Source organism: Streptomyces sp. G45, assembly GCF_049542095.1.
In the GTDB taxonomy this organism is placed as follows: Bacteria; Actinomycetota; Actinomycetes; order Streptomycetales; family Streptomycetaceae; genus Streptomyces.
Genome location: NZ_JBMUZU010000001.1, coordinates 6,965,364 through 6,987,508 on the forward strand (window position 1 = coordinate 6,965,364; position 22,145 = coordinate 6,987,508).

Here is a 22,145-nt window from a genome sequence, read left to right on the forward strand (position 1 = left end):
CGACCGGGCGGGGCGGGGCCCGCGCCGCGACGGCGATCGAGCCGGGGCCAGGACGGGCGAGCGCACCAGGGCCGGGCCGGGAGGGCGGCCGGGGTCAGGTCAACGCCAGGATGAAGGCGAACGTCGCCGCGGTGGCCGCCGCCGTGCGTATGTGGTTCCACATCGTCCACTCGCGCACATACGTACGCCAGTACTCCGCCCCCTGCTCCGAGTCTGCGTCCACCGTCGCCAGCGCTTCGTTGCGCGGGACGTTCGCGGCGACCGTCACGCCGAAGCAGCCGAACAGATACAGCGCGCTGCCGAGCAGCAACTCCACCGTGCCCTCGTCGGGCCACAGCACGAACGTCACCACGGCGAGCACCGCGCACAGCCCGGTCGCCCCCATGAACACGGCCATGAACCCCCGCGTGACCGCCGCGGCGTTGATCGCGTTCATCGCGGCCGCGCCCTGCGCCGACGGCAGCGCGGCGAGCCCCTTCATCACGAAGGTGGAGAAGCCGACGAACACCCCCGCGACCAGGCCGCAGGCCACCGCGCCGAGAACGGCGAGCACGAAATAGGGTCCCTCGATCATGGCAACTCCCTGAGTGGGTCCGGCCTGCGGCGGGTGGCTCCGCCCTCCGGCGCGGCGTGCTGGTCTACGACAAGTCAATCTCCCGGGGCCACCACCGACCATGCGCCAGCCCCGCGCGGGCATACGCGGATGGCTCGGGGCGGCGGAGGGCCCCCGGTGCCGGGGCGGAGCCGGTGGCCTCACGTGGCCGTGGCGGCGTCGTCCGTCCCCGACGGCCGCCACCCGCGCACCGTCTCCTCCACCGCCCCCGCGATCCGCCGCCGGGCCTCGCCCCGGGGCACCCCGCGCATCAACAGGCCGTCGTACTCCGTGTCCTCGTGCCGCACCGCCGCGATCACGGCCGCCGTCACCGCCCGCGGCGACAGGGCACGCCCGGCCGCGCTGCGCCCCACGCGCCCGCTGCCCCGCAGCGACGCGTGCGCGGCGATCCGCCGGGCCCGCTCGGGCGGGCACCCGGGGAACAGGACCAGGATCTCCCGCGCGAACGCCGCCGCGAACAGCTCGTCCAGCACCGCCCGCCGCGCCCGGTCCCGCGCCCGCCGCCGCGCCCTCGCCTGAGCGTCCGCCAGACACAGCTCCTCGGCCCGCGCGAGCGCCGCCTCCTCGACCAGGACGCCCTGGCGCTCGTACCGGCTCCTGCGCCGGTTGAAGCGGACCACCACCGCGGACAGCGCGCTGGCCTCCCGCGACCGCCTGGTCAGCGCCGTGTCGCCGCGCGGCAGGTACACGAGGTGGCCGAGGTCCGCGCAGTCCAGACAGCGCGGCCCGCCGTCCTCGCGGACCAGCAGGGACAGCGGCCCGGCCCGGCACTCCGCGCAGCGCTTGCGCTTCAGCGGCTGGACCACCACCAGAGCGGAGCGGCCCGAAGAGCGGGGTGCGCCGGAGGGAGGGGCGGGAGCGGAGGCAGCGGTCATGGACGGTTGATTCCCCGCGCGGCCGCGTCTCGTACGTGCTTGCGGTCCCCTGTCCCGCGGGCGGCATCATGGGCCCGTGCGACTCGAAGCGATCACCTGGGAACGGCTCACGGACACCCTCGCCGACCGCCTGCTCGACCTGCGGTCGGCCGACGGCGGGCCCTGGCCGCGCGTCGCCTTCGACGGCGCCCCCGCCGCCCGGCCCGGGGAACTCGCGGCGCGGGTGGGCGAGGCCCTGCGGGTGCGGGGGCGGCCCTCGGTCGTCGTCGGCACCCAGGGGTTCCTCAAGCCCGCGTCGCTGCGCTTCGAGTACGGCCACAAGGACGTCGAGGCCTACTACGGCGGCTGGTTCGACACCGGCGCCCTGTGGCGGGAGGTGTTCGGGCCGCTGGAGCCGGGCGGCACCGGCCGGGTCCTGCCCGACCTGTGGGACCCGGTCTCCGACCGCGCCACGCGCAGCCCTTACGTCCAATTCCCTCCCGGTGGCCTGCTGCTGCTTCACGGTCCACTGCTCCTCGGTCACTGGTTCCCCTTCGATCTGACGGTGCACGTACGGCTGTCTCCCGGCGCGCTGCGGCGGCGTACCGCCCCGGACGAGCAGTGGACGCTGCCCGCCTTCGACCGGTACGAGACGGAGTCCGCCCCCGCGACCACGGCCGACGTGGTCGTACGGGCCGACGACCCCCGCCACCCGGCGTGGAGCGGCTGACACGGGCGGGGAGGACCTGGGCGGAGCGGGGTGGGCGCGGGCGGTGGGCGCGGGCGGTGGGCGCGGGCGGTGGGTATGCGGCGGCTGACGCGTGCCCGGAGCCGTGGCGGCTGCGGGTGCGGCCGGGTGGCCGGGCGGTGAGAATGGGAGGGCCGGGACTCGCGGCACCCCCTGTGCCGCGCCGGCCGTCCGGCCCTGGGAGGTACCCCATGACCACCGCCGGAGACATCATGCACGCCGGTGCCCAGTGGATTCCCGCCCACGAGACCCTGGACCGCGCGGCCCAGCTCATGGCCCGCCTCGATGTGGGCGCCCTGCCCATCAGCGACGCGAACGAGCGCCTGTGCGGCATCCTCACCGACCGGGACATCGTGGTCGGCTGCGTCGCGAAGGGGCACGACCCGGCGCAGGTGACAGCGGGCGACATGGCCCAGGGCACCCCGCGCTGGATCGCGGCCGACGCCGACGTCGACGACGTGCTGCGGGAGATGCAGACCCACCAGATCCGCCGACTGCCCGTCATCCAGGACAAGCGCCTCGTCGGCATGATCAGCGAGGCCGACCTCGCCACGCACCTCACGGACGAGCAACTCGCGGGCTGGGTCGAGAGCGTCTACGCCAAGAGCTGACGCGCCGCGCGGGCGGTCGAACCCTGCGCCGCCCCACGGCTCGCCGCCGCCCCACGGCCCCCGGCCATGCCAGGCTCACCTGCCGCTCCACGGCGCCCCGGCGCGGCACGGCCAGCCGAACGCGGCACGGCCACCCGGCGTGGCACAGCCACCATCACGCTCTGCCGACCGGCACGTCATAGCCATCCGTTGCGCCGGAAGCCCCGGTAGAGCGTGAAGCACGCCGTGGCGATCACCCCCATCACCAGCGCGTAGCCGTACTGCCAGCGCAGCTCGGGCATGTGGTCGAAGTTCATGCCGTAGATACCGCACACCATCGTCGGGACGGCGACGATGGCGGCCCAGGCGGTGATCTTCCGCATGTCCTCGTTCTGGGCGACCGTGACCCGTGCCAGGTGGGCCTGGAGGATGGAGTTCAGCAGTTCGTCGAAGGCGGCTATCTGGTCCGTGACGCGCTTGAGGTGGTCGTCCACGTCGCGGAAGTACGCCTGTATCTCCGGGGCGACGAGGCGGGTCGGCTTCGCGGCCAGTATCTGGAGCGGGCGGCCGAGCGGCACCACCGCCCGCTTCAGCTCCAGCAGTTCGCGCTTGAGCTGGTAGATGCGGCCCGGGTCCGCCGAGCGGGCCCCGGTGGGCGCGAACACCTCGGACTCGACCTCGTCGACGTCCTCCTGGACGGACTCCGTGACCGCGAGGTAGTCGTCGACGACCTGGTCCGCGATCGCGTGCAGCACGGCGGAGGGGCCCTGGGCGAGCTGGTCCGGCGTCGCCTCCAGCTCCTCGCGCAGGGGGCCGAGCGAGCCGTGCCGTCCGTGTCGCACGGTGATCACGAAGTCGCGGCCGACGAAGACCATGATCTCGCCCGTGTGCACCACCTCGCTGGTCGCGGTCAGCTCGGCGTGGTCCACGTAGCACACGGTCTTGAACACGGCGAACAGCGTCTGGCCGTACCGCTCGACCTTGGGGCGCTGGTGGGCGTGCACCGCGTCCTCGACCGCCAGCGGATGCAGGTCGAAGAGGTCGGCGATGCCCACGAACTCCTGCTCCGTCGGCTCGTGGAGCCCCAGCCACACGAAGCCCTCGTCGCCCTCGCGGACCTGCCTCACTGCCTCGACGAGGTCCCCGTCGCGAGCCGTGGTCTGACGCACCCCCTTGCGGTACGTCACGCACTTGACCACCGACGAGCCCAGCGGGGAACGCGCGGGGTGGCTCAGGTCGACGCGGGGCGTGCGCCTGCCCAGGCGCGCCACCCTTCTCAAGCCGCGCACGCTCCGCAGATTCCCGACCCTGCGAAGGCCGCGGACCTTCCGCAAGTTGCCTGCCATCGACATGTGCCGCTCCTAGCACTGGACTTGATGGGGAAAGTCTGCCAGCACGATCCGACATCGCGCGGGGCCTGTGGAAACGGAAGATTCCGCTTCATTCGCCCAGGTTCGCCGTCCCCTTCGTCGCCCTGCCCGTTGCCTCATCCGCCGCCTTCACCTGTCATCCTCATCCGCCGCCCTCATCAACCGTCCTCACACGCCGTCGCATCTCGCGTCCGGCACATTCATCCACCGCCCTCACCCCCACCTCGTATCCCCGCCCCCAAGCCGGGCCGCGCCCCCACCCGTTCCACCGCCCGCGCCCCGGCCCGGCACCCCTCGGCCACCGCCTCCCGCACCCCCGCTCCCGCCAGGCGCGCCGCGATGAACGCGCCGCTGAACGCGTCGCCCGCGCCCGTGGAGTCCCGGGCCCGTGCCCGCACCCCAGGCACGCGGACCCGCACCTGACCGCCCCGCGCGGCCAGCGCGCCCTCGGACCCCAACGTGACCACCACGTCCGGGAACCGGCGGCTCAGCGCGGCCGCCGCGTCCGCGGCCCGCGGCAGGCCCGTGAGCAGCTCCGCCTCGTCCCGGCTCGGCAGCAGCACGTCGACGTCCCGCGCCTGCGCGAGGAAGCGGTCCACTCCGTGCCGCACGAGGAAGCCCGCGGACGCCGGGTCCACGCTCACCGTCACGCCCCGGGACCGGGCCGCCTCCAGAGCCGCCCGGGCCGCGGCCCGGCTCGACGCGGCGAAGAACAAGTAGCCGGACAGGTGCAGCCACGTCACCCCGTCGAGCAGCGACGGCGTCCAGTCGGCGGCGGCGAGCCGCAGGGAGGCGCCGCTGTCGGTGAGGAACGTCCGCTCCGCCGCGCACGCGCCGCCGCCGTCACGCCCGGTGCCGCTCGGGTGCTCGATGCCGTCCTCGTGTCCGTCCGTGTCCCCTCCCGCGGTCTCGACGTGCCCGCCCGCGTCGACCAGGCTGATCACCGTGCCCGTCGGGGCGTCCGGGTCGACGACCAGATGGGGGCGTACGGCGGACCGCAGCAGCGAATCCCGGTGCCACTGCGCCGCGTCGGCGCCCACGCGCCCCAGGAACCGCACGTCCGCGTGGCCCCAGTGGGCCGCCCAGCAGGCGACGTTGGCGCCCGCCCCGCCCGGCACCGTGCGGATCGCGGCGGCCGTGTCGGTGCCGGGTGCGAGCGGCGTCCGGTGCCGGGCGACGATGTCCGTGACCACATCGCCGACGACCAGCAGGCCTCCGGGACCGTCCGGAACCGTGGCCCCGGCGTCCGCCGCGCCCCTCACCCCCGCGCCCACGCGGTCGCGATCCGCGCGGCGAGCCGCACGTTTCCGCGGATCGCCGCGAGGTTCGCCTCCAGGGACGCCCCGTCGGTGTGCCGCATCAGATAGTCGAGGAGGAAGGGCGTCACCGCCTGCCCGGACACACCGTGGGCATCGCACTCCCGTAGTGCCTCGTCGAGCACGCGCGCGTGCAGGGCGGGGTCGAGCTGCTCGTCCTGGGGCACCGGGTTCGCCACGACGAGGGCCGACGGCGGCGCGGCCAGGGCGTCCTGGGCGCGCATCACCCCGGCCACCTCGTGCGGCGTACGCAGTGTCCAGTCCACGGGGTGACCGGAGTCGCGGAGGTAGAACCCGGGGAACCGGTCCGTCCCGTACCCGGCCACCGCCACGCCCAGCGTCTCCAGGCGCTCCAGTGTCGCCGCCACGTCCAGGACGGACTTCACGCCCGCGCACACGACCGTGATCCGCGTCCGCGCGAGCAGCCCCAGGTCGGCGGACTCGTCCTGGGTCACCGTCCAGCCCCGGTGCACCCCGCCGAGGCCGCCCGTCGCGAACACGCGCAGCCCCGCGCGGGCGGCGAGCAGCGCCGTCGCCGACACCGTCGTCGCCCCGCTCGCGCCCGCGGCGATCGCCAGCGGCAGGTCCCGCTGGCTCAGTTTGCGGACGCCGTCCTCGCTGGCGATCCGCTCCACCTGCTCCTTGCCCAGGCCGATGTGGGGGCGGCCGTCGAGCACGGCGATCGTCGCGGGAACGGCGCCCTCGTCCCGTACGGCTTCTTCGAGTTCGAGTGCCACACGCAGGTTGCGCGGGCGCGGCAGCCCGTGCGCGATGATCGTGGACTCCAGGGCCACCACGGGCCGCCGCTCCGCCAGCGCCGCCTGCACGTCGTCGGACACCACCAACACGGGCCTGCCTCCTGTCCGTCGGGTCTCGCTCGCTCCTGCGGTTCACTCCTCCTGGGTTCATCCCTGGCGGGCGGGGCGCGGGCGCAAACCCGTACGCGGGCCCGGCGGACCCGTCGGGGAAGCCTCTGGGGGTCCCCATTAAGGTGACCGGGCATGACCACGAATGATCAGAGCGCCGCCTCTTTTGCCGTGCACGTTCCGGACGTCGACCTTGAGGAGGAGCCGCTGGACCCGGAGCAGATCGTCTCCGGAGACCCGGTGGTGACGGGCAAGGTGCTGTGGGAGTCGGCGGACGGCAAGCAGGTGCGCGGCATCTGGCAGATCACGCCGGGCGTGGTGACCGACACCGAGGCCAACGAACTGTTCGTGGTCGTCAGCGGGCGCGCCACCGTCGAGGTCGAGGGCGGTGACGTCCTGGAGCTGGGACCGGGTGTCGCGGCAGTCCTGCGCGAGGGCGACCGCACGACGTGGACCGTCCACGAGACGCTGCGCAAGGCCTACCACATCACGCTCAGCGCGTAGGGCCGACGGACGGTTCAGCGCGTGTGCTCCGGGGCCACGGCCGACACCGCGTCGGGTGGCCCCGACCGGCGGGCGCCGCACTCGCTGGGCACCGCACTCGCTCCCGCTGAGGCGGCCCCGGCCTCCGGCCACCCGCCCCCGGGCACGCGGCCCGCCCCCTCAGAACAGCGGCGCGGGCAGCACCCCCTCCAGCGCGAGCAGCTGCCGCTTGGTCTCCAGGCCGCCGCCGAAGCCGCCGATGCCGCCGTCGCTCTCCACCACCCGGTGGCACGGCACCACGACCGGCAGGGGATTGGCGCCCATCGCGAGCCCCACCGCCTGGGCCGCGCCGGGCTGGCCCACGCGCCGGGCCAGGTCCCCGTAGCCCACGACCGCCCCGTACGGAACGCCCGCCGCCAGCTCGCGCAGCACCTGGCGGTTGAAGCCGGAGATCAGCGACCAGTCGAGCGGCAGGTCGAAGTCGCGGCGCTCACCCGCGAAGTACTCCCCGAGCTGGCGTATGGGCTCGGCCAGCAGCGGGGAGCCGGGGGCCTCGACCGGCTCGGCGCCGAGGCGGGCGCCGAGCTTGTCGAGGACCTTGTCGCGCACGCTGTCCGTGGCGTGGAAGCCGACCGTGACCAGGCCCGTTCCGGTCGCGACCAGCAGCAGCGGGCCGATGTCGCTGGCGATGACGGTCCACACCGGCGTGGGCCGCTCGGACTGCTCGGACCGGCCGGGCCGCGCGGGCTCGTCGGCTCGGCGCGGGTCCTGCTCGTGGTGCCCCATGGCGTTCATGGACACCACCGTACGACCGGGCACTGACAGTGCCGCCCGGCGCCCGCCGGGCGGCGGCGCCGGTCAGTCGTCGATGGCCTCGCGGACCACGTCCGGCTTGTTGGTGATGATCCCGTTCACCCCGAATCCGGCGACCCGCCGCGCGGCCTCCGCCTCGTCGACGGTCCACGTGAAGATCTCCAGGGGCTTGCCGTGCGCGCCCTTGAGCGCGTGGATCCGGGAGACGTAGTCGGCGGAGATCGACGTGTGCGTGGCGTTGATCTGGTCGGCGAACTCCGTGTACTTCGGCAGGTCGGCGACCGCGGGCGTGCCGAGGAAGCCCGTCTTGATGTCGGGCCGCAGGGCGTGCACCTTCTGGACGCTGTCCGCGTTGAAGCTCTGGATGACCAGGCGGTGCTTCACGTGCTGCCTGTCGAGCCAGCCCGTCTTGCGCAGCACCCGCAGGGTGTCGCGCTCGATGCCCGGGTACAGCTCGGGCTTCTTGAGCTCCAGGACGAGCCGCTGGTGGTTGCGCGTGAGGCGGTTCATGTACTGCGTGAGCGTCGGCACGCGCGCGCCCGCGTACTTCTTGCTGAACCAGCTCCCGGCGTCCAGCTTCGCGATCTCCGCCGCGGTGAAGTCCTTCACCTTCCAGGGGGCGCGGTCGGGGAAGACCTCCTCGACGTTGGTGGTCCGCTTCAGGTTGTCGTCGTGCACGATCACGAGCACGCCGTCCTTGGTGCGCTGGACGTCGTTCTCGACCCAGCGGAAGCCCAGCTCGGCCGCCTTGTCGATGGCGGCGAGGGTGTTCTCCGGAGCGTAGGCGGAGGCGCCGCGGTGGGCGACGACCAGCGGCTCGCCGTGGCGGGCGGCGACCCGGCTCTCCGGAGCGCCCGCGGTGTCCGCGGAGGCGGTGGCGGAGGGGAGCACGAGCGCGCCTGCTCCCAGGAGAGCGGCGGTCGTGGCTGCGGCAGCGCGTGCGTACACGGATTCTCCTCGCGTCAGAGCTCAGGGGGGGCCGGACAAAGATGACAGTTCACGGCCAACTGCAGACAGGTGCAGGATGGCCACAGGTTGAACACCGGCCCCTCATGTGAGGACCCCGCGCGCGGAAGCCGTGTTTCTTTGCCGGAAAATCGTTCGTACGTTCCTGGAGGAGTCCTACTCTCGCCTCAGCCGACGCCCCGTCACCCGGCCGTCGACCGGCGCTGACAGGGTGGTCCGGGACATTCAGGTACGACAGGCGGAAGGGCTACCGCTCATGGAGGGCACGGTCGACGGCTTCAGCTACGGACTCGTCACACCGGTCGTCGCTTACCTCATGGCCTGTCTCGGCGGCGCGCTGGGGCTGCGCTGCACCACCAGGTCACTGCTGGTCGCGCACTCCTGGAGGCCGGGCTGGCTCGCCCTCGGCTCGGCCGCGATCGGGTCCGGAATCTGGACCATGCACTTCATTGCCATGATGGGCTTCACCGTCCAGGAGACGCCCATCCACTACGACAAGGCGACGACCTTCGCGAGCCTCGCCGTCGCCATCGCCATGGTCGGCGTCGGCATCTTCATCGTCGGCTACCGGGGCGCGCGGGGCACCGCCCTGTTCACCGGGGGCACGATCACCGGCCTGGGCATCGCGTCGATGCACTACCTGGGCATGGCGGGCATGCGCCTGGGCGGCACGCTGCGCTACAACACCCTCACCGTCGCCGCCTCCGTGGTGATCGCCGTCGTCGCCGCCATCGCCGCGCTGTGGGCCGCCGGACAGATCAGGGGCTTCCTGTGGAGCCTCGGCGCCAGCCTCGTCATGGGCCTCGCCGTCAGCGGCATGCACTACACCGGCATGGCCGCCGTCACCGTCCACCTGCACGACGCGCCCGGCGACCCGTCCGGCACCTCGTCCGCCGAGCTGCTCGCCCCCCTGATGATCGGGCCGCTCGCCTTCCTGCTGCTCTCCGGCGTCATCGTGATCTTCGATCCGCTGATGATGCTCGGCAAGGCCGACCTCAGGGCCGCCGCCCGGCCGCGCCCCCGTCCTACGCCGTGGCGCGCTCCGGCGACCGCCTGGCCGGGCGCGTGAGCCGCAGGACGCCGCCGCGCCCGGGCCGCAGGAACCGCCGCGGTCCGGGCTCGCGCGCACCCCAGAAATGGTGAGCCGACCAGCCCGGACACGGTGAGGGGCGACCGGCCGTGAGCGGTGCGCCGACCGGCCCGCGAGCGGCGAGCGGACCGCGTTGTCAGTGGGGAGTCGTACGGTGGATTCCATGCGGCCCGTATCGAAGATCGAACGCACGGTGGCGCCTTTCGAGGTCGTCAGTCCGTACCAGCCCAGCGGCGACCAGCCGGCGGCCATCGCCGACCTGGAGAAGCGCATCCGCGCGGGCGAGAAGGACGTCGTCCTGCTCGGCGCCACCGGCACCGGCAAGTCGGCCACCACCGCGTGGATGATCGAGAAGCTCCAGCGCCCCACCCTGGTGATGGCGCCGAACAAGACCCTGGCCGCCCAGCTGGCGAACGAGTTCCGCGAGCTGCTGCCCAACAACGCGGTGGAATACTTCGTCTCGTACTACGACTACTACCAGCCCGAGGCCTACGTCCCGCAGTCGGACACGTACATCGAGAAGGACTCCTCGATCAACGAGGAGGTCGAGCGCCTGCGCCACTCCGCGACGAACTCGCTGCTCACCCGCCGCGACGTCGTCGTGGTCGCCTCCGTCTCCTGCATCTACGGCCTCGGCACGCCCCAGGAGTACGTGGACCGCATGGTCCCCCTGAAGGTCGGCGACGAGATCGACCGCGACCAGCTCCTGCGCCGCTTCGTCGACATCCAGTACACGCGCAACGACCTCGCCTTCACGCGCGGCACCTTCCGCGTCCGCGGCGACACCATCGAGATCTTCCCGGTCTACGAAGAGCTGGCCGTGCGCATCGAGATGTTCGGCGACGAGATCGAGGCCCTCTCCACGCTCCACCCGCTCACCGGCGAGGTCATCAGCGACGACGACCACCTCTACGTCTTCCCGGCCTCCCACTACGTGGCGGGCCCGGAGCGCATGGAGAAGGCGATCAACGGCATCGAGAAGGAGCTGGCCGAGCGCCTCGCGGAGCTGGAGAAGCAGGGCAAGATGCTGGAGGCCCAGCGCCTGCGCATGCGCACCACCTACGACCTGGAGATGCTCCGCCAGATCGGCTCCTGCTCCGGCGTGGAGAACTACTCGATGCACTTCGACGGCCGCGACCCCGGCACCCCGCCGCACACCCTCCTCGACTACTTCCCGGACGACTTCCTCCTCGTCCTCGACGAGTCGCACGTCACGGTCCCGCAGATCGGCGCGATGTACGAGGGCGACGCCTCCCGCAAGCGCACCCTCGTCGACCACGGCTTCCGCCTCCCCTCCGCGCTCGACAACCGCCCGCTGAAGTGGGAGGAGTTCCTGGAGCGCATCGGCCAGACCGTCTACCTGTCGGCCACCCCCGGGCAGTACGAGCTGTCCCGCTCCGACGGCTTCGTGGAGCAGATCATCCGCCCCACCGGCCTCGTCGACCCGGAGGTCGTCGTCAAGCCCACCGAGGGCCAGATCGACGACCTGGTGCACGAGATCCGCAAGCGCGCCGAGAAGGACGAGCGGGTGCTCGTCACCACGCTCACCAAGAAGATGGCCGAAGACCTCACGGACTACTTCCTGGAGCTCGGCATCCAGGTCCGCTACCTGCACAGCGACGTCGACACCCTGCGCCGCGTCGAGCTGCTGCGCGAGCTGCGCGCGGGCGAGTACGACGTCCTGGTCGGCATCAACCTCCTGCGTGAGGGCCTCGACCTGCCCGAGGTCTCCCTGGTGTCGATCCTCGACGCGGACAAGGAGGGCTTCCTGCGCTCGGGCACCTCCCTGATCCAGACCATCGGCCGCGCCGCGCGCAACGTGTCGGGCCAGGTCCATATGTACGCGGACAAGATCACTCCGGCGATGGAGAAGGCCATCGAGGAGACCAACCGCCGCCGCGAGAAGCAGATCGCGTACAACAAGGCGAACGGCATCGACCCCCAGCCGCTCCGCAAGAAGATCAACGACATCGTGTCCGCGATCGCCCGCGAGGAGGTCGACACCGAAGAGCTCCTCGGCAGCAACTACCGCAAGTCGAAGGACGGCAAGGGAGCCAAGGCCCCGGTGCCCTCGCTCGGCTCGGCGGGCACCGCACCCGCCAAGGGAGCGAAGGCCGCCAAGAAGGCCGCGAAGGGCCAGACCGCGCCCACGGACCGGCCCGCCGCCGAACTCGCCGAGCAGATCGAGGAGATGACCGAGCGCATGCGGGCCGCCGCCGCCGACCTCCAGTTCGAGATCGCCGCGCGGCTGCGCGACGAGGTGTCGGAGATGAAGAAGGAGCTCCGGCAGATGAAGGAGGCGGGGCTGGCATAGCCCAGAACGGGGGCGGCGTCGCGGTGTGTTGCAAGACCGACACAAATCGCGGTACGGGGTGCGGCGCGGTGGACACCGCTGCATAGGGTGATGGGCAACCGTCAACGACGGCGGTTGCCCAGAGCGGTTCGAGAAGGGGACAGCGCGTGACGGTCAACATGACCAAGGGCCAGGCCATCAGCCTGCAGAAGAACGACGGGGGCGCCCTGACCGCGGTGCGCATGGGTCTCGGCTGGCAGGCCGCTCCGCGCCGCGGCCTGTTCGGCACCCGGACCCGCGAGGTCGACCTGGACGCGTCGGCCGTCCTGTTCGCCGACAAGCAGCCGGTCGACGTGGTGTTCTTCCGCCACCTCGTCAGCGACGACGGCTCTGTGCGGCACACCGGGGACAACCTGGTCGGCGGCGCCGGTCAGGGCGGCGACGACGAGGCGATCCTCGTCGACCTCCAGCGCGTCCCGGTCCACATCGACCAGATCGTGTTCACGGTGAACTCGTTCACCGGACAGACCTTCCAGGAGGTGCAGAACGCGTTCTGCCGCCTGGTCGACGAGACCAACGGCCAGGAGCTGGCGCGCTACACCCTCGACGGCGGCGGCCAGTACACCGCCCAGATCATGGCCAAGGTCCACCGCGCGGGCCCCGGCTGGCAGATGACGGCCCTGGGCAACCCGGCCAACGGCCGCACCTTCCAGGACCTGATGCCCGCGATCCTGCCGCACCTGTAGGACCCGACCGGCCCGGACCCGTTCAGGCCACCGGTCCACCGGTCCACCCGGCCGTCACCGACGACGGCCACGCACGGCGGTACGCACGCACGGCAGTACGTACGAGGGCCCGGTGACGGGCCGCAAGGGGGAGCGAACGATGACGGCCGAGCTGGTCAGGGGCAGAACCACCCCCTCGCCGACACCCGCCTCGACATCAGGGTGTCGGCTGGCAAGCCGGTCGTCGTCGGGGCCACGCTCTGCGACGCGCAGCGCGTGGTGCGCGGCACGTCCTGGGTCGCGCATCCCGGCACTCCCACCCTCCCGGGCCTGGAGGTGTCCCGGCAGGCAGCCGCCGACCACCGCCTGGCCGTCGACCTCCAGGCGCTGCCGGACGACGCCCACCAGGTCAACGTGCTCCTCGCACTGCCCGTGGGCGTCGGCGGCCCGGTCAGCTTCGCCGCCGTCGCCGCGCCCTTCGTCGCCGTCGCCGCGCCCGACGGCATGGAGATCGTCAGCTACACGATCACGGACCTCACCGCCGAGTCGGCCGTCGTCGCCCTGGAGCTCTACCGCAGGGGCGACGCCTGGAAGGTCCGCGCCGTCGGCCAGGGCTACGCGGGCGGCCTCGCCGACCTGTTCGCCGACCAGGGGCTGCCCCAGGCGCAGGAGCTGGCGGGCGCCATCAACGAGGCGGTGGCCCAGGGCCTCGCCCGCTCCGTGGCCGCCCCGCCGCCCCGCCCCACGGACGAGACCCGGGTGCGCGCCGCCGCGCAGGGGCACACGGCGCCGGGCCAGCAGCCGCCCGCCCCCGCCGCTCCGGGCCCGCTGACCCCCGGCCAGACGCCCACGCAGGGCCAGCAGCCCGGCCAGGGCGCCGCCCCCGGCCAGCCGTCGCCGCCCGCGGGACCCGGCGACCCGGCCGCACCGCCGTCCACCCCGCCGGGCCCCGGCGACGGCGCCGCCCCGCCCCGCCAGCCCGACGGCGGCCCCATCAACTACACCCACCCGCGCCGCCAGGCCACCGCACCGCCGCCGCCCCCGCCCACCCCGGCCCCCGCGCCCCCCGGCCAGCCCGCCCAGCCCGTCGCGGGCGACGCCACCGGCTGGTCCATGGAGGAGCGTCTGTACAACCAGGTGTGGGGCATGTTCGAGGACCTGGCCCGTTCGACGGCGGCGTACCGCAGCGCCGTCGACTTCGCCGACGCGCGCATGGAGCGGGAGCTCGACAAGGTCCTGTCCGACCCGCGCAGCCGCATCGGCGGCGCCGGTGACGCCGCGCGCGAGACCGCGCGCGCCCGCCACGGCGACCTCGTCGACCAGGCCAGGGCCGCCCTCGACCGGGACCTGGCCCAGCTCGCCGCCGAGGTCGAGGTCGTCGAGCCCGCGCTGCCCCCGGCGTTCGCCGACTGGTCGAGCCCCGTCTGGCAGGCGTACCAGGTGCCCATGGAGATCCCGATGGCCCTGCGCCTCGGCGGGCTGCACCTGCCCGAGCGCCCCGACCTGCGCATCCCCATGCTGGTCCGGCTGCCCCTGGAGCGCGGCCTGTGGATCGACTGCGGCCGCTCCGGCGCGGACTCGCTCGCCGACGCCGACCAGGTGCGCCGCCTCGCCCTGGACAGCGCCGTCGCCCACGCGGCGCGGCTGCTCGCCGTGTACCCGCCGGGCGGGTTCACGGTGCACGTCATCGACCCCGCGGGCACCGGCTCGGGCGCGCTCGCGCCGCTGCTCGCCGCCGGAGCCCTGGACGAGCCGCCCGCCTCCGGAGCCGCCGGGGTGTCGGCGGTCCTCACCAAGCTCACGCAGCGCGTGGACCTGGTGCAGATGGCGGTCCGCGGCGGCGTCGCCGAGTCGCTGCCCCAGGACCTGGACACGGGCGAGCAACTCCTGCTGGTCAACGACTTCCCGCACGGCTTCGACGACCGCGCCGTCACCCAGCTCCGCTACCTGGCGGACGAGGGCCCGGCGGTCGGCGTCCACCTGATGATGGTCGCCGACCGCGAGGACGCCGCGGAGTACGGTCCGCTGCTCGACCCGCTGTGGCGCGCGCTGATGCGCCTGACACCGGTGCCCGACGATCACCTCGCCGACCCCTGGGTGGGGCACGCGTGGACGTACGAGCCGCCGCTGCCCCCGCCGCACAGCCAGGTCCTGCGGCACGTCCTCGACCGCGTGGGCAGGGCCCGGCGCACGGGAAGCCGCTGAGCCACCCGACGACGGCGCGGCCCGCGCCGAGGCACGGATTCCGTCAAGTCGACTAAGTGACCTCACACCCGCCTGACCTGGCCACTTGGCGCTCGTTTGCCGCACCCTTTACCAAAGCTTGGTCTTTCGCGTACTCTTCGTGGTGCGGAGGGAGTACTCCCGTACGCGACGTGCCCGTCAATACGGACCGCCATCGGTCCCGGGGCGTCGGCCCGCGGCGCACGGCAGGCGCCCGGGTGGAAGAGACCTCCGGCAGCGACGACGCTGATCAGTAGCCGTACGACGCCGGAGGCGCAGTGGACGTTTCGATGACCCTGTGGGTGCTGACCGTTCTCGGTCTGTGTGCCCTGATCGCTGTCGACTTCTTCATCGGGCGCAAGCCCCATGAGGTGTCGATCAAGGAAGCCGGAATCTGGACCATCGTCTGGATCGTGCTGGCCGTGCTCTTCGGCATCGGCCTGCTGATCGCGGGCGAGACCCAGGCGTCCGGCGAGTTCTTCGCGGGCTTCATCACCGAGAAGTCGCTGAGCGTCGACAACCTCTTCGTCTTCATCCTGATCATGGCGAAGTTCTCGGTGCCCTCCCACCTCCAGCAGCGGGTGCTGCTGTTCGGCGTGCTGATCGCGCTGGTCCTGCGGGCCGTGTTCATCGCCGCGGGCGCCGCGATCATCTCCAGCTTCTCCTGGGTCTTCTACCTCTTCGGCGCCTTCCTGATCTACACCGCCTGGAAGCTCATCCAGGAGGCGCGCGCCGACGAGGAGGAAGAGGACTGGGAGGAGAACCGCCTCCTGAAGTCCATCGAGAAGAAGTTCGGCGTCTCGGACCGGTACGAGGGCACGAAGCTGTTCATCCAGAAGAACGGCAAGCGCATCATGACGCCCCTGATGGTCGTCATGCTCGCCATCGGCACCACCGACGTGCTGTTCGCCATGGACTCCATCCCGGCGATCTTCGGCCTCACCCAGGACCCGTACATCGTCTTCACCGCCAACGCCTTCGCCCTGATGGGTCTGCGGCAGCTGTACTTCCTCATCGGCGGCCTGCTGAAGAAGCTGGTCCACCTGAGCTACGGCCTGTCGGTGATCCTCGGCTTCATCGGCGTGAAGCTCGTCCTGCACGCCCTGCACGAGAACGGGGTGCACGTCCCCGAGATCTCCATCCCGGTCTCCCTGGGCGTCATCTGCGGCGTCCTGATCATCACCACGATCACCAGCCTCGTCGCCTCCAAGAAGCAGGCGGAGCGCGAGGCGGCCGACGCGGTGACCGGTAAGGGCGAGGCGTCGAAGGACAGCGTCGAGGCGTAACCGCGCACTCCGTAGAGACGGAGTTCGCCCACTCCGTGGAGACGGAGTTCGAAGGCGCCCTCTCCGTAGGGGACGGGCGCCCGTCAGAAGAACGAACAGGAGCGGTGCACAGTCGTCGACTGTGCACCGCTCCCGCATAGAGAGGAACGTATGAACTCGCGGCCCTCCCGCGCACGGGGCAGCATCGAAGACATGACCTTCAGACTCCGGGCTCTCACCTCACGGTGGACGGCGGCCGTACCCGTGCTCGGAGTCGTACTCCTCGCCTTCACCTGGGGCAGGGACCTGCCCGGCGCCGTCGTCGCCCTCGTGACGCTCGTGCTCGCCGGGGCCGTGCTCGCGGCGGTCCACCACGCGGAGGTGATCGCGCACCGCGTCGGCGAACCCTTCGGCTCCCTCGTCCTCGCCGTCGCGGTCACCATCATCGAGGTGGCCCTGATCGTCACCCTCATGGCCGACGGCGGCGACAAGAGCTCCACCCTGGCGCGCGACACCGTCTTCGCCGCCGTGATGATCACCTGCAACGGCATCGTCGGCCTGTGCCTGCTCACCGCCGCTCTGCGGCACCGCGTCGCCGTCTTCAACCCCGAGGGCACCGGTGCGGCCCTCGCGACGGTCGCCACCCTGGCCACGCTGAGCCTGGTCCTGCCGACGTTCACGACGTCCAAGCCGGGCCCGGAGTTCTCCAGCTCGCAGCTCACCTTCGCCGCGCTGGCCTCGCTCGTGCTGTATGGCCTGTTCGTGGCGACGCAGACCGTGCGGCACCGCGACTACTTCCTGCCGGTCACCAAGGAGGGCGAGGTCCTCGACACCGACGACCACGCCGAGATCCCCTCGTCGCGCACCGCCCTGATCAGCCTCGGCCTCCTCGGCCTCGCCCTGATCGGCGTCGTCGGCCTCGCCAAGGGCGTGTCGCCTACCATCGAGTCGGGCGTGGAGTCCGCGGGCATGCCGCACGCCGTCGTCGGCGTGATCATCGCGCTGCTCGTGCTGCTGCCCGAGACCATCGCGGCCGTGCGCGCCGCCCGCCGCGACCGGGTGCAGACCAGCCTGAACCTCGCCCTCGGCTCGGCGATGGCCAGCATCGGCCTGACCATCCCGGCCGTCGCCATCGCGTCCGTGTGGCTCTCCGGGCCGCTCGTGCTCGGCCTCAGCTCGACCCACATGGTGCTGCTCCTGCTCACGGTCGGCGTCAGCACCCTCACGGTCGTACCAGGCCGGGCGACGCTGCTCCAAGGCGGCGTCCACCTCGTGCTCTTCGCGGCCTACCTGGAACTGGCCATGAACCCGTGAGCCCCCGGGCGGTGCCCGTCACCCGGTGACCGGCACCGCCTGCCGGGCGGGCCGTGTCTCCGGAAGCAGCGCGAAGCACCCGAGGCTCAGCACCGCCACCGCCGTCAGATACGCGGCCACGCCCCACGGAGTGCCCTCCCCGCGCGCCGCGGCCGTCGCCACAAGGGGCGTCAGGGCGCCGCCGAGCACCCCGGCGAGGTTGTAGCCGACCGCCGCCCCCGTGCACCGCACACGCGGCTCGTACAGCTCCGGCAGATAGGCGGCGACCACCGCGAACATCGTGACGAACGCCAGCAGCGCCACCAGGAAGCCGAGGAACATCAGCAGCGGCTCACCCGTCGCCAGCAGCCCTACCATCGGGAACATCCACAGGGCGGTCGCCGCGCAGCCGAACAGGCACAGCGGGCGCCGCCCGTACCGGTCCCCGAGGTGCGCCGCCACCGGAGTCAGCGCCCCCATGGCGACGACGGCCCCCATGACGCACGCCAGCAGCACCGTGCGGCTCACCCCGAGCCGCTCCACTCCGTAGGCGAGCGACCAGGTCGTGACCGCGTAGAACACCGCGTACCCGACGGCGAGCGCGCCCGCCGTCAGCAGGACGAGCCGCCAGTGCCCGCGCGCCACCTCCGCGAGCGGCACGCGCGCGTGCTCCCGCACGCCGAGGAAGTCCGGGCTCTCCGCGAGCGAGGAGCGCAGCACCAGCCCCGCAGCCGCGAGCAGGCCCGCGCCCCAGAAGGGGACCCGCCACCCCCAGGACGCGAACTGCGCGTCGGTGAGCGTCACCGAAAGCGTCAGCATGGCGCCGTTGGCCAGCAGGAACCCGACCGGCGGGCCCACCTGGGGGAAGCTCGCCCACAGGGCGCGCCGCTCGGCGGGCGCGTGCTCGGCCGTCAGCAGCACCGCCCCGCCCCACTCGCCGCCGAGCCCGACGCCCTGCACGAACCGCAGGACGAGCAGCAGCAGGGGAGCGGCGACGCCGATCGCGTCGTACGAGGGCACGCAGCCGACGGCGACAGTGGCGAGGCCGGTCATCAGCAGCGACACCACCAGGACCGGCCGCCGCCCGTGCCGGTCCCCGACGTGCCCGAAGATCACCGACCCCAGGGGGCGGGCGACGAAGCCCACTCCGAAGGTCGCGAACGCGGCGAGCGTCCCCGCGAGCGGCGAGAACGTCGGGAAGAACAGCGGACCGAGCACCAGGGCCGCCGCCGTGCCGTAGAGGAAGAAGTCATAGAACTCGATGGCGGTCCCGGCGAGCGACGCGGCGGCGAGGCGGGGCAGCGACGGGGGACTGGCCTGGGTGTTTGACGCAGAGTGATGAACGTGCACAGTGCGTCAACTACCCGGTGTCTCAGGCGGTTACGGGGGCGCACGGGAGTTCGCACGCGTCTCGCCACGCCACGGACGTGCCCCTGCACGCGCCCGCCCCTCCGCCCGCGCCCGCCGCGGGCCACTTCAGCGCGTGACGGGCTTCAGTACGGGACGGCTTCAGTACGTGACCGTGATGCGCCGCGCCTGTCCGTCCACCCGGACCACGCCGCCGTACGGGATCACGTACTGCGGATCCGTGTGCCCCAGGTCCACGTCGAACACCGCCATGGTGTCCGGGGCGTACGCAGCGAGCGCCCGCAGGACGGCCTCGCGCTGCTCGCGGGCGTAACGGGCCCGTTCCTCCGGGGTGTTGCGCTGCTCGAAGCTCCAGGTCTTGGGGCGGCCCATGATCAGCGCGGCGAAGCGGCCGAGCAGCCCCCGCTCACCCATGTTGCGCAGGACGCGGAACACCTCGACCGCGGACGGAAGGTCCTCGGACGTCTCCAGGAACAGCACGTGCCCGTCGTACGCGGCCGGGTCGGGGGCGATCTCGCGGTCGGCCATCAGGAGCCAGGACAGCACTTCCAGGTTGCCGCCCCAGGAGCGCCCCTCCACGACCTGGGCCGTCGCTCCGGGGAGGTGCCACAGCCAGCCGCCGCCCGGCTCGGTCTGCGGCTCGGCCGTGAAGGAGGCCGGGTCGTCCCAGGGGACGTCGACGGTGCGGAACCGGTCGGCGGGCACGAGTTCGTACGGCCCCGGGATGAACAGCGCGGCGCGCAGCGAGTCGGCGGTCCGCGCCGCCATGGCGCCCGGCCGCCCCAGCTCGCACATCACCGACGCTCCGTGGAAGCTGACGATGCCGGTCCGCCACAGGAACGCGTGCAGGGTCGTGTTGTCGCTGAACCCGAAGAACGGCTTCGGGTGGGCGCGGATCAACTCCCGGTCCAGGAACGGCAGGACGGTGATCTGGTCGTCTCCGCCGATGCTCGCCATGACGGCCTTCACCGTGGGGTCGGCGAACGCGGCGTGCAGGTCCTCCGCGCGCCGCCGCGGGGACGCGCCCATCGTGCGCGTCGTCGGGTACTCCACCGGCTCCAGGTGGAACATCGTGCGCAGCCGTGCCAGACCCAGCTCGTACGGGAGCGGGAACAGCTCCGGCAGGCCCGCCGACGGCGAGACGACCGCGATGCGGTCGCCCGGCGCGGGCTTCGGCGGATACACGGGACGCGGCGGCTCGGCAGGCGTCGTCATGCCCGGCAGCCTAGGGCCGGCCGCCGCGCGGGCGCACCGTGATAAACCGTCTGTGAGCAGCAGCCCGACGCACGGAGGTCCCTGTGCCCCACACCCTCGCCACCGCCCCGATCATGATCCTGAACGGGCCCAATCTGAACCTCCTGGGCAAGCGGCAGCCGGAGATCTACGGCACCGACACGCTCGCCGACGTCGAGGCCCGGTGCGCCGAGGCGGCAGCGGCCCACGGAGGGACGGTCGACCTCCGGCAGTCCAACCACGAGGGTCAGTTGGTGGACTGGATCCACGAGGCGCGCGAGCACCATGTGGGCATCGTCATCAACCCCGCCGCCTACTCGCACACGTCGGTCGCGATTCTGGACGCGCTCAACACCTGTGACGGCCTGCCGGTGGTGGAGGTCCACATCTCCAACATCCACCAGCGGGAGGCCTTCCGGCACCACTCGTACGTCTCGCAGCGCGCCGACGGCGTCATCGCGGGGTGCGGGGTGCAGGGCTATGTGTTTGGGGTGGAGCGGGTGGCGGCGCTGGTCAAGGGCGCCTGACGGCCCCGGCCCGCGCACGGGGGAGAGGCGGCGCCGCGCTACGGAGTCACGGCGCCGCCCCTACGGAGTCACCAGCCGCGCTCGCGCCACTCCTGGAGGTGCGGGCGCTCCGCGCCGAGCGTCGTGTCGCCGCCGTGGCCCGGGTAGACCCAGGTCTCGTCTGGCAGCGCGCCGAAGATCTTCGTCTCGACGTCCCCGATGAGGCTCGCGAACCGCTCCGGGTCCTTCCAGGTGTTGCCGACGCCTCCGGGGAAGAGGCAGTCGCCCGTGAAGACGTGCGGGTGGCCGTGCGGGTCGTCGTAGACCAGGGCGATCGAGCCCGGTGTGTGGCCCACCAGGTGGCGCGCGGTGAGCGAGATCCGGCCGAACGTGACCGTGTCCCCGTCGTCCAAGAGGACGTCCGTCGGCACCGGGATGCCCTCGGCGTCCTCGCGGCCCGCGTACGTCCGCGCCCCCGTGGCCGCGACCACGTCGGCGAGCGCCTGCCAGTGGTCGCCGTGCTGGTGCGTGGTGACGACGGCCCTGATGCCGTCGTCCCCGATGAGGCGCAGCAGGGTCTCCGGCTCGTTCGCCGCGTCGATCAGGAGCTGCTCGTCGGTGGCCCGACAGCGCAGCAGATAGGCGTTGTTGTCCATCGGGCCGACCGCGACCTTCGAGATCATCAGGTCCCGCAGCTCGTGCACATCCGCGGGCCCGCCGACCGTCACCGCTCCGCTGTACGTCATGACAGCCAGCCTATAGCGGGGGGAGGGCCGGGAGCGGGCCGCCGTCGACGGTCAGGGCGGCGCCGTCACGGCGGCCCGCGAGCCAGCCGAGCAGGTCGGGCGCCGGGCCGTTCACGGTGACCTCCGGCTTCTCCCCCTCCTGGACGCGGCCCGTGCTCCACGCGCGCGTGCCGTCGGTGACGTGCGTCGCCGGTACGTCGGCGTTCCCCAGGAAGCGCCAGGCGAGGAAGTCGATCTCGCGCTCGACGAAGTCGCCGGGCAGGTCCTCCAGCTCGTATCCGACGCCCAGGTCGACGTGGTGCAGCTCCACCTCGATCCAGCGCCGGAAGGGCACCCGGGACGCCGAGTCCGTGACGCCGTTGCGCAGCTCCACCGTGCGGGACCAGTCCGCGGGACGGGCCCCCTCGTCCTGGAAGCGCGCCGCCGACAGGCGCACGTCCTCGATCTGCTCGGCCAGGGGCCGCGGCGCGCCCCGCTCGATGTCGGCGTCGCGCGCTTCGGCGCTGGCGTACATGGGGCGCCCGGCCAGGACGTTCACGAGCGCGTCGGCGTTCCGCGCGAGGTGGCTGAGGACATGGCCCCGGGTCCAGCCCGGGAGCCGGGACGGCTCGGCGGCGGCCGTGTCGTCCAGGGCGGCGGCCGCCGAGAGCAGCCGGTCGGTCGCGTCACGTACTGACGCCAGGTCGCGCACATGATCAATCATGGGCCCGACGATAGCCCCGCCACACGTTCGGGTGAAGGCGATGGACCAGCCCCGCAAATCGAATGTCCGTGCTATAAGCTC

Annotated in this window: 20 protein-coding genes and 1 pseudogene; 10 read left to right on the plus strand and 11 right to left on the minus strand. The window is 72.6% G+C overall.

The annotated features are described in order from the left end of the window. Window positions 1-94: 94 nt before the first annotated feature. Both ACOBQU_RS29455 and ACOBQU_RS29460 read right to left on the minus strand, forming a co-directional pair. Window positions 95-574, minus strand: coding sequence for a DUF1772 domain-containing protein (locus ACOBQU_RS29455; protein WP_423631134.1), 480 nt, complete (start codon window positions 572-574; stop codon window positions 95-97). 179 nt (window positions 575-753) lie between these two features. Further along, entirely contained in the window at window positions 754-1,488 is a 735-nt protein-coding gene (locus ACOBQU_RS29460) for a DUF2293 domain-containing protein (RefSeq protein WP_423631136.1), read from the minus strand. 76 nt (window positions 1,489-1,564) lie between these two features. Here ACOBQU_RS29460 and ACOBQU_RS29465 point away from each other — a divergent pair, with 76 nt between their 5' ends. Together ACOBQU_RS29465 and ACOBQU_RS29470 are read left to right on the plus strand one after the other, a co-directional pair. Continuing rightward, window positions 1,565-2,197, plus strand: a complete 633-nt coding sequence (locus ACOBQU_RS29465) for a uridine kinase (RefSeq protein WP_423631138.1) — start codon at window positions 1,565-1,567, stop codon at window positions 2,195-2,197. 209 nt (window positions 2,198-2,406) lie between these two features. Further along, window positions 2,407-2,826, plus strand: a complete 420-nt coding sequence (locus tag ACOBQU_RS29470; protein WP_423631140.1) for a CBS domain-containing protein — start codon at window positions 2,407-2,409, stop codon at window positions 2,824-2,826. A 176-nt stretch (window positions 2,827-3,002) separates the two neighbouring features. Here ACOBQU_RS29470 and corA read toward each other — a convergent pair whose 3' ends face one another. The 3 genes from corA to ACOBQU_RS29485 all read right to left on the minus strand — a co-directional run bounded on the left by corA (window position 3,003) and on the right by ACOBQU_RS29485 (window position 6,339). Beyond that, complete coding sequence (gene corA, locus ACOBQU_RS29475) at window positions 3,003-4,157, minus strand: magnesium/cobalt transporter CorA (protein ID WP_423631142.1); 1,155 nt, start codon at window positions 4,155-4,157, stop codon at window positions 3,003-3,005. 218 nt (window positions 4,158-4,375) lie between these two features. Then, window positions 4,376-5,449 (minus strand): carbohydrate kinase family protein, encoded by a 1,074-nt coding sequence (locus ACOBQU_RS29480; RefSeq protein ID WP_423631144.1) that lies wholly within the window; start codon window positions 5,447-5,449, stop codon window positions 4,376-4,378. After that, the gene (locus ACOBQU_RS29485; protein WP_423631146.1) at window positions 5,434-6,339 is read right to left on the minus strand and encodes a pseudouridine-5'-phosphate glycosidase; all 906 of its coding nucleotides are present in this window, start codon (window positions 6,337-6,339) and stop codon (window positions 5,434-5,436) included. Before ACOBQU_RS29485 ends, ACOBQU_RS29480 begins: the two co-directional genes overlap by 16 nt. Before the next feature lie 153 nt (window positions 6,340-6,492). Here ACOBQU_RS29485 and ACOBQU_RS29490 point away from each other — a divergent pair, with 153 nt between their 5' ends. Beyond that, a complete protein-coding gene (locus ACOBQU_RS29490) occupies window positions 6,493-6,861 on the plus strand; it encodes a cupin domain-containing protein (RefSeq protein WP_423631148.1) in 369 nt (122 codons plus the stop codon). A gap of 159 nt (window positions 6,862-7,020) precedes the next feature. Here the strand turns inward: ACOBQU_RS29490 and ACOBQU_RS29495 are convergent, their stop codons facing one another. Together ACOBQU_RS29495 and ACOBQU_RS29500 are read right to left on the minus strand one after the other, a co-directional pair. Continuing rightward, a complete protein-coding gene (locus ACOBQU_RS29495; RefSeq protein WP_423634798.1) occupies window positions 7,021-7,626 on the minus strand; it encodes a methylated-DNA--[protein]-cysteine S-methyltransferase in 606 nt (201 codons plus the stop codon). A gap of 72 nt (window positions 7,627-7,698) precedes the next feature. Continuing rightward, the gene (locus tag ACOBQU_RS29500) at window positions 7,699-8,601 is read right to left on the minus strand and encodes a glycerophosphodiester phosphodiesterase (RefSeq protein WP_423631150.1); all 903 of its coding nucleotides are present in this window, start codon (window positions 8,599-8,601) and stop codon (window positions 7,699-7,701) included. A gap of 274 nt (window positions 8,602-8,875) precedes the next feature. Here ACOBQU_RS29500 and ACOBQU_RS29505 point away from each other — a divergent pair, with 274 nt between their 5' ends. The 6 genes and pseudogenes from ACOBQU_RS29505 (at window position 8,876) to ACOBQU_RS29530 (ending at window position 17,529) form a co-directional block, all read left to right on the plus strand. Further along, window positions 8,876-9,688 carry an MHYT domain-containing protein gene (locus ACOBQU_RS29505; RefSeq protein ID WP_423631151.1) on the plus strand — a complete coding sequence of 271 codons (813 nt, stop codon included), beginning with the start codon at window positions 8,876-8,878 and terminating at the stop codon, window positions 9,686-9,688. Between the two features lie 184 nt (window positions 9,689-9,872). Continuing rightward, a complete protein-coding gene (uvrB, locus tag ACOBQU_RS29510; protein WP_423631153.1) occupies window positions 9,873-12,023 on the plus strand; it encodes an excinuclease ABC subunit UvrB in 2,151 nt (716 codons plus the stop codon). 146 nt (window positions 12,024-12,169) lie between these two features. Further along, entirely contained in the window at window positions 12,170-12,748 is a 579-nt protein-coding gene (locus tag ACOBQU_RS29515) for a TerD family protein (protein WP_423631155.1), read from the plus strand. A 139-nt stretch (window positions 12,749-12,887) separates the two neighbouring features. Beyond that, window positions 12,888-14,932, plus strand: a pseudogene (locus ACOBQU_RS29520) (TerD family protein). 296 nt (window positions 14,933-15,228) lie between these two features. Continuing rightward, window positions 15,229-16,236, plus strand: a complete 1,008-nt coding sequence (locus ACOBQU_RS29525) for a TerC family protein (RefSeq protein WP_423631157.1) — start codon at window positions 15,229-15,231, stop codon at window positions 16,234-16,236. A 192-nt stretch (window positions 16,237-16,428) separates the two neighbouring features. Continuing rightward, window positions 16,429-17,529, plus strand: a complete 1,101-nt coding sequence (locus ACOBQU_RS29530; protein ID WP_423631159.1) for a calcium:proton antiporter — start codon at window positions 16,429-16,431, stop codon at window positions 17,527-17,529. A gap of 18 nt (window positions 17,530-17,547) precedes the next feature. Here the strand turns inward: ACOBQU_RS29530 and ACOBQU_RS29535 are convergent, their stop codons facing one another. Together ACOBQU_RS29535 and ACOBQU_RS29540 are read right to left on the minus strand one after the other, a co-directional pair. After that, complete coding sequence (locus tag ACOBQU_RS29535) at window positions 17,548-18,810, minus strand: MFS transporter (RefSeq protein ID WP_423634800.1); 1,263 nt, start codon at window positions 18,808-18,810, stop codon at window positions 17,548-17,550. Window positions 18,811-19,017: 207 nt separating this feature from the next. Next, a complete protein-coding gene (locus tag ACOBQU_RS29540; RefSeq protein WP_423631161.1) occupies window positions 19,018-20,091 on the minus strand; it encodes a S66 family peptidase in 1,074 nt (357 codons plus the stop codon). A gap of 83 nt (window positions 20,092-20,174) precedes the next feature. Between ACOBQU_RS29540 and aroQ the strand changes: the two genes are divergently transcribed. Then, the gene (gene aroQ, locus ACOBQU_RS29545) at window positions 20,175-20,636 is read left to right on the plus strand and encodes a type II 3-dehydroquinate dehydratase (protein ID WP_423631163.1); all 462 of its coding nucleotides are present in this window, start codon (window positions 20,175-20,177) and stop codon (window positions 20,634-20,636) included. 68 nt (window positions 20,637-20,704) lie between these two features. Here the strand turns inward: aroQ and ACOBQU_RS29550 are convergent, their stop codons facing one another. Both ACOBQU_RS29550 and ACOBQU_RS29555 read right to left on the minus strand, forming a co-directional pair. Next, a complete protein-coding gene (locus ACOBQU_RS29550) occupies window positions 20,705-21,361 on the minus strand; it encodes an MBL fold metallo-hydrolase (RefSeq protein WP_423631165.1) in 657 nt (218 codons plus the stop codon). A 10-nt stretch (window positions 21,362-21,371) separates the two neighbouring features. Then, entirely contained in the window at window positions 21,372-22,064 is a 693-nt protein-coding gene (locus ACOBQU_RS29555; protein WP_423631167.1) for a maleylpyruvate isomerase family mycothiol-dependent enzyme, read from the minus strand. Window positions 22,065-22,145: the final 81 nt, after the last annotated feature.

Excerpts from the sequence above, each read along its gene's own strand:
- ACOBQU_RS29470 (WP_423631140.1), top strand. The coding sequence starts at position 2,407 with ATGACCACCGCCGGAGACATCATGCACGCCGGTGCCCAGTGGATTCCC.
- ACOBQU_RS29490 (WP_423631148.1), top strand. The coding sequence starts at position 6,493 with ATGACCACGAATGATCAGAGCGCCGCCTCTTTTGCCGTGCACGTTCCG.
- corA (WP_423631142.1), bottom strand. The coding sequence starts at position 4,157 with ATGTCGATGGCAGGCAACTTGCGGAAGGTCCGCGGCCTTCGCAGGGTC.
- ACOBQU_RS29505 (WP_423631151.1), top strand. The coding sequence starts at position 8,876 with ATGGAGGGCACGGTCGACGGCTTCAGCTACGGACTCGTCACACCGGTC.
- ACOBQU_RS29495 (WP_423634798.1), bottom strand. The coding sequence starts at position 7,626 with ATGGGGCACCACGAGCAGGACCCGCGCCGAGCCGACGAGCCCGCGCGG.
- ACOBQU_RS29530 (WP_423631159.1), top strand. The coding sequence starts at position 16,429 with ATGACCTTCAGACTCCGGGCTCTCACCTCACGGTGGACGGCGGCCGTA.
- ACOBQU_RS29455 (WP_423631134.1), bottom strand. The coding sequence starts at position 574 with ATGATCGAGGGACCCTATTTCGTGCTCGCCGTTCTCGGCGCGGTGGCC.
- uvrB (WP_423631153.1), top strand. The coding sequence starts at position 9,873 with ATGCGGCCCGTATCGAAGATCGAACGCACGGTGGCGCCTTTCGAGGTC.
- ACOBQU_RS29540 (WP_423631161.1), bottom strand. The coding sequence starts at position 20,091 with ATGACGACGCCTGCCGAGCCGCCGCGTCCCGTGTATCCGCCGAAGCCC.
- ACOBQU_RS29460 (WP_423631136.1), bottom strand. The coding sequence starts at position 1,488 with ATGACCGCTGCCTCCGCTCCCGCCCCTCCCTCCGGCGCACCCCGCTCT.
- ACOBQU_RS29550 (WP_423631165.1), bottom strand. The coding sequence starts at position 21,361 with ATGACGTACAGCGGAGCGGTGACGGTCGGCGGGCCCGCGGATGTGCAC.
- ACOBQU_RS29555 (WP_423631167.1), bottom strand. The coding sequence starts at position 22,064 with ATGATTGATCATGTGCGCGACCTGGCGTCAGTACGTGACGCGACCGAC.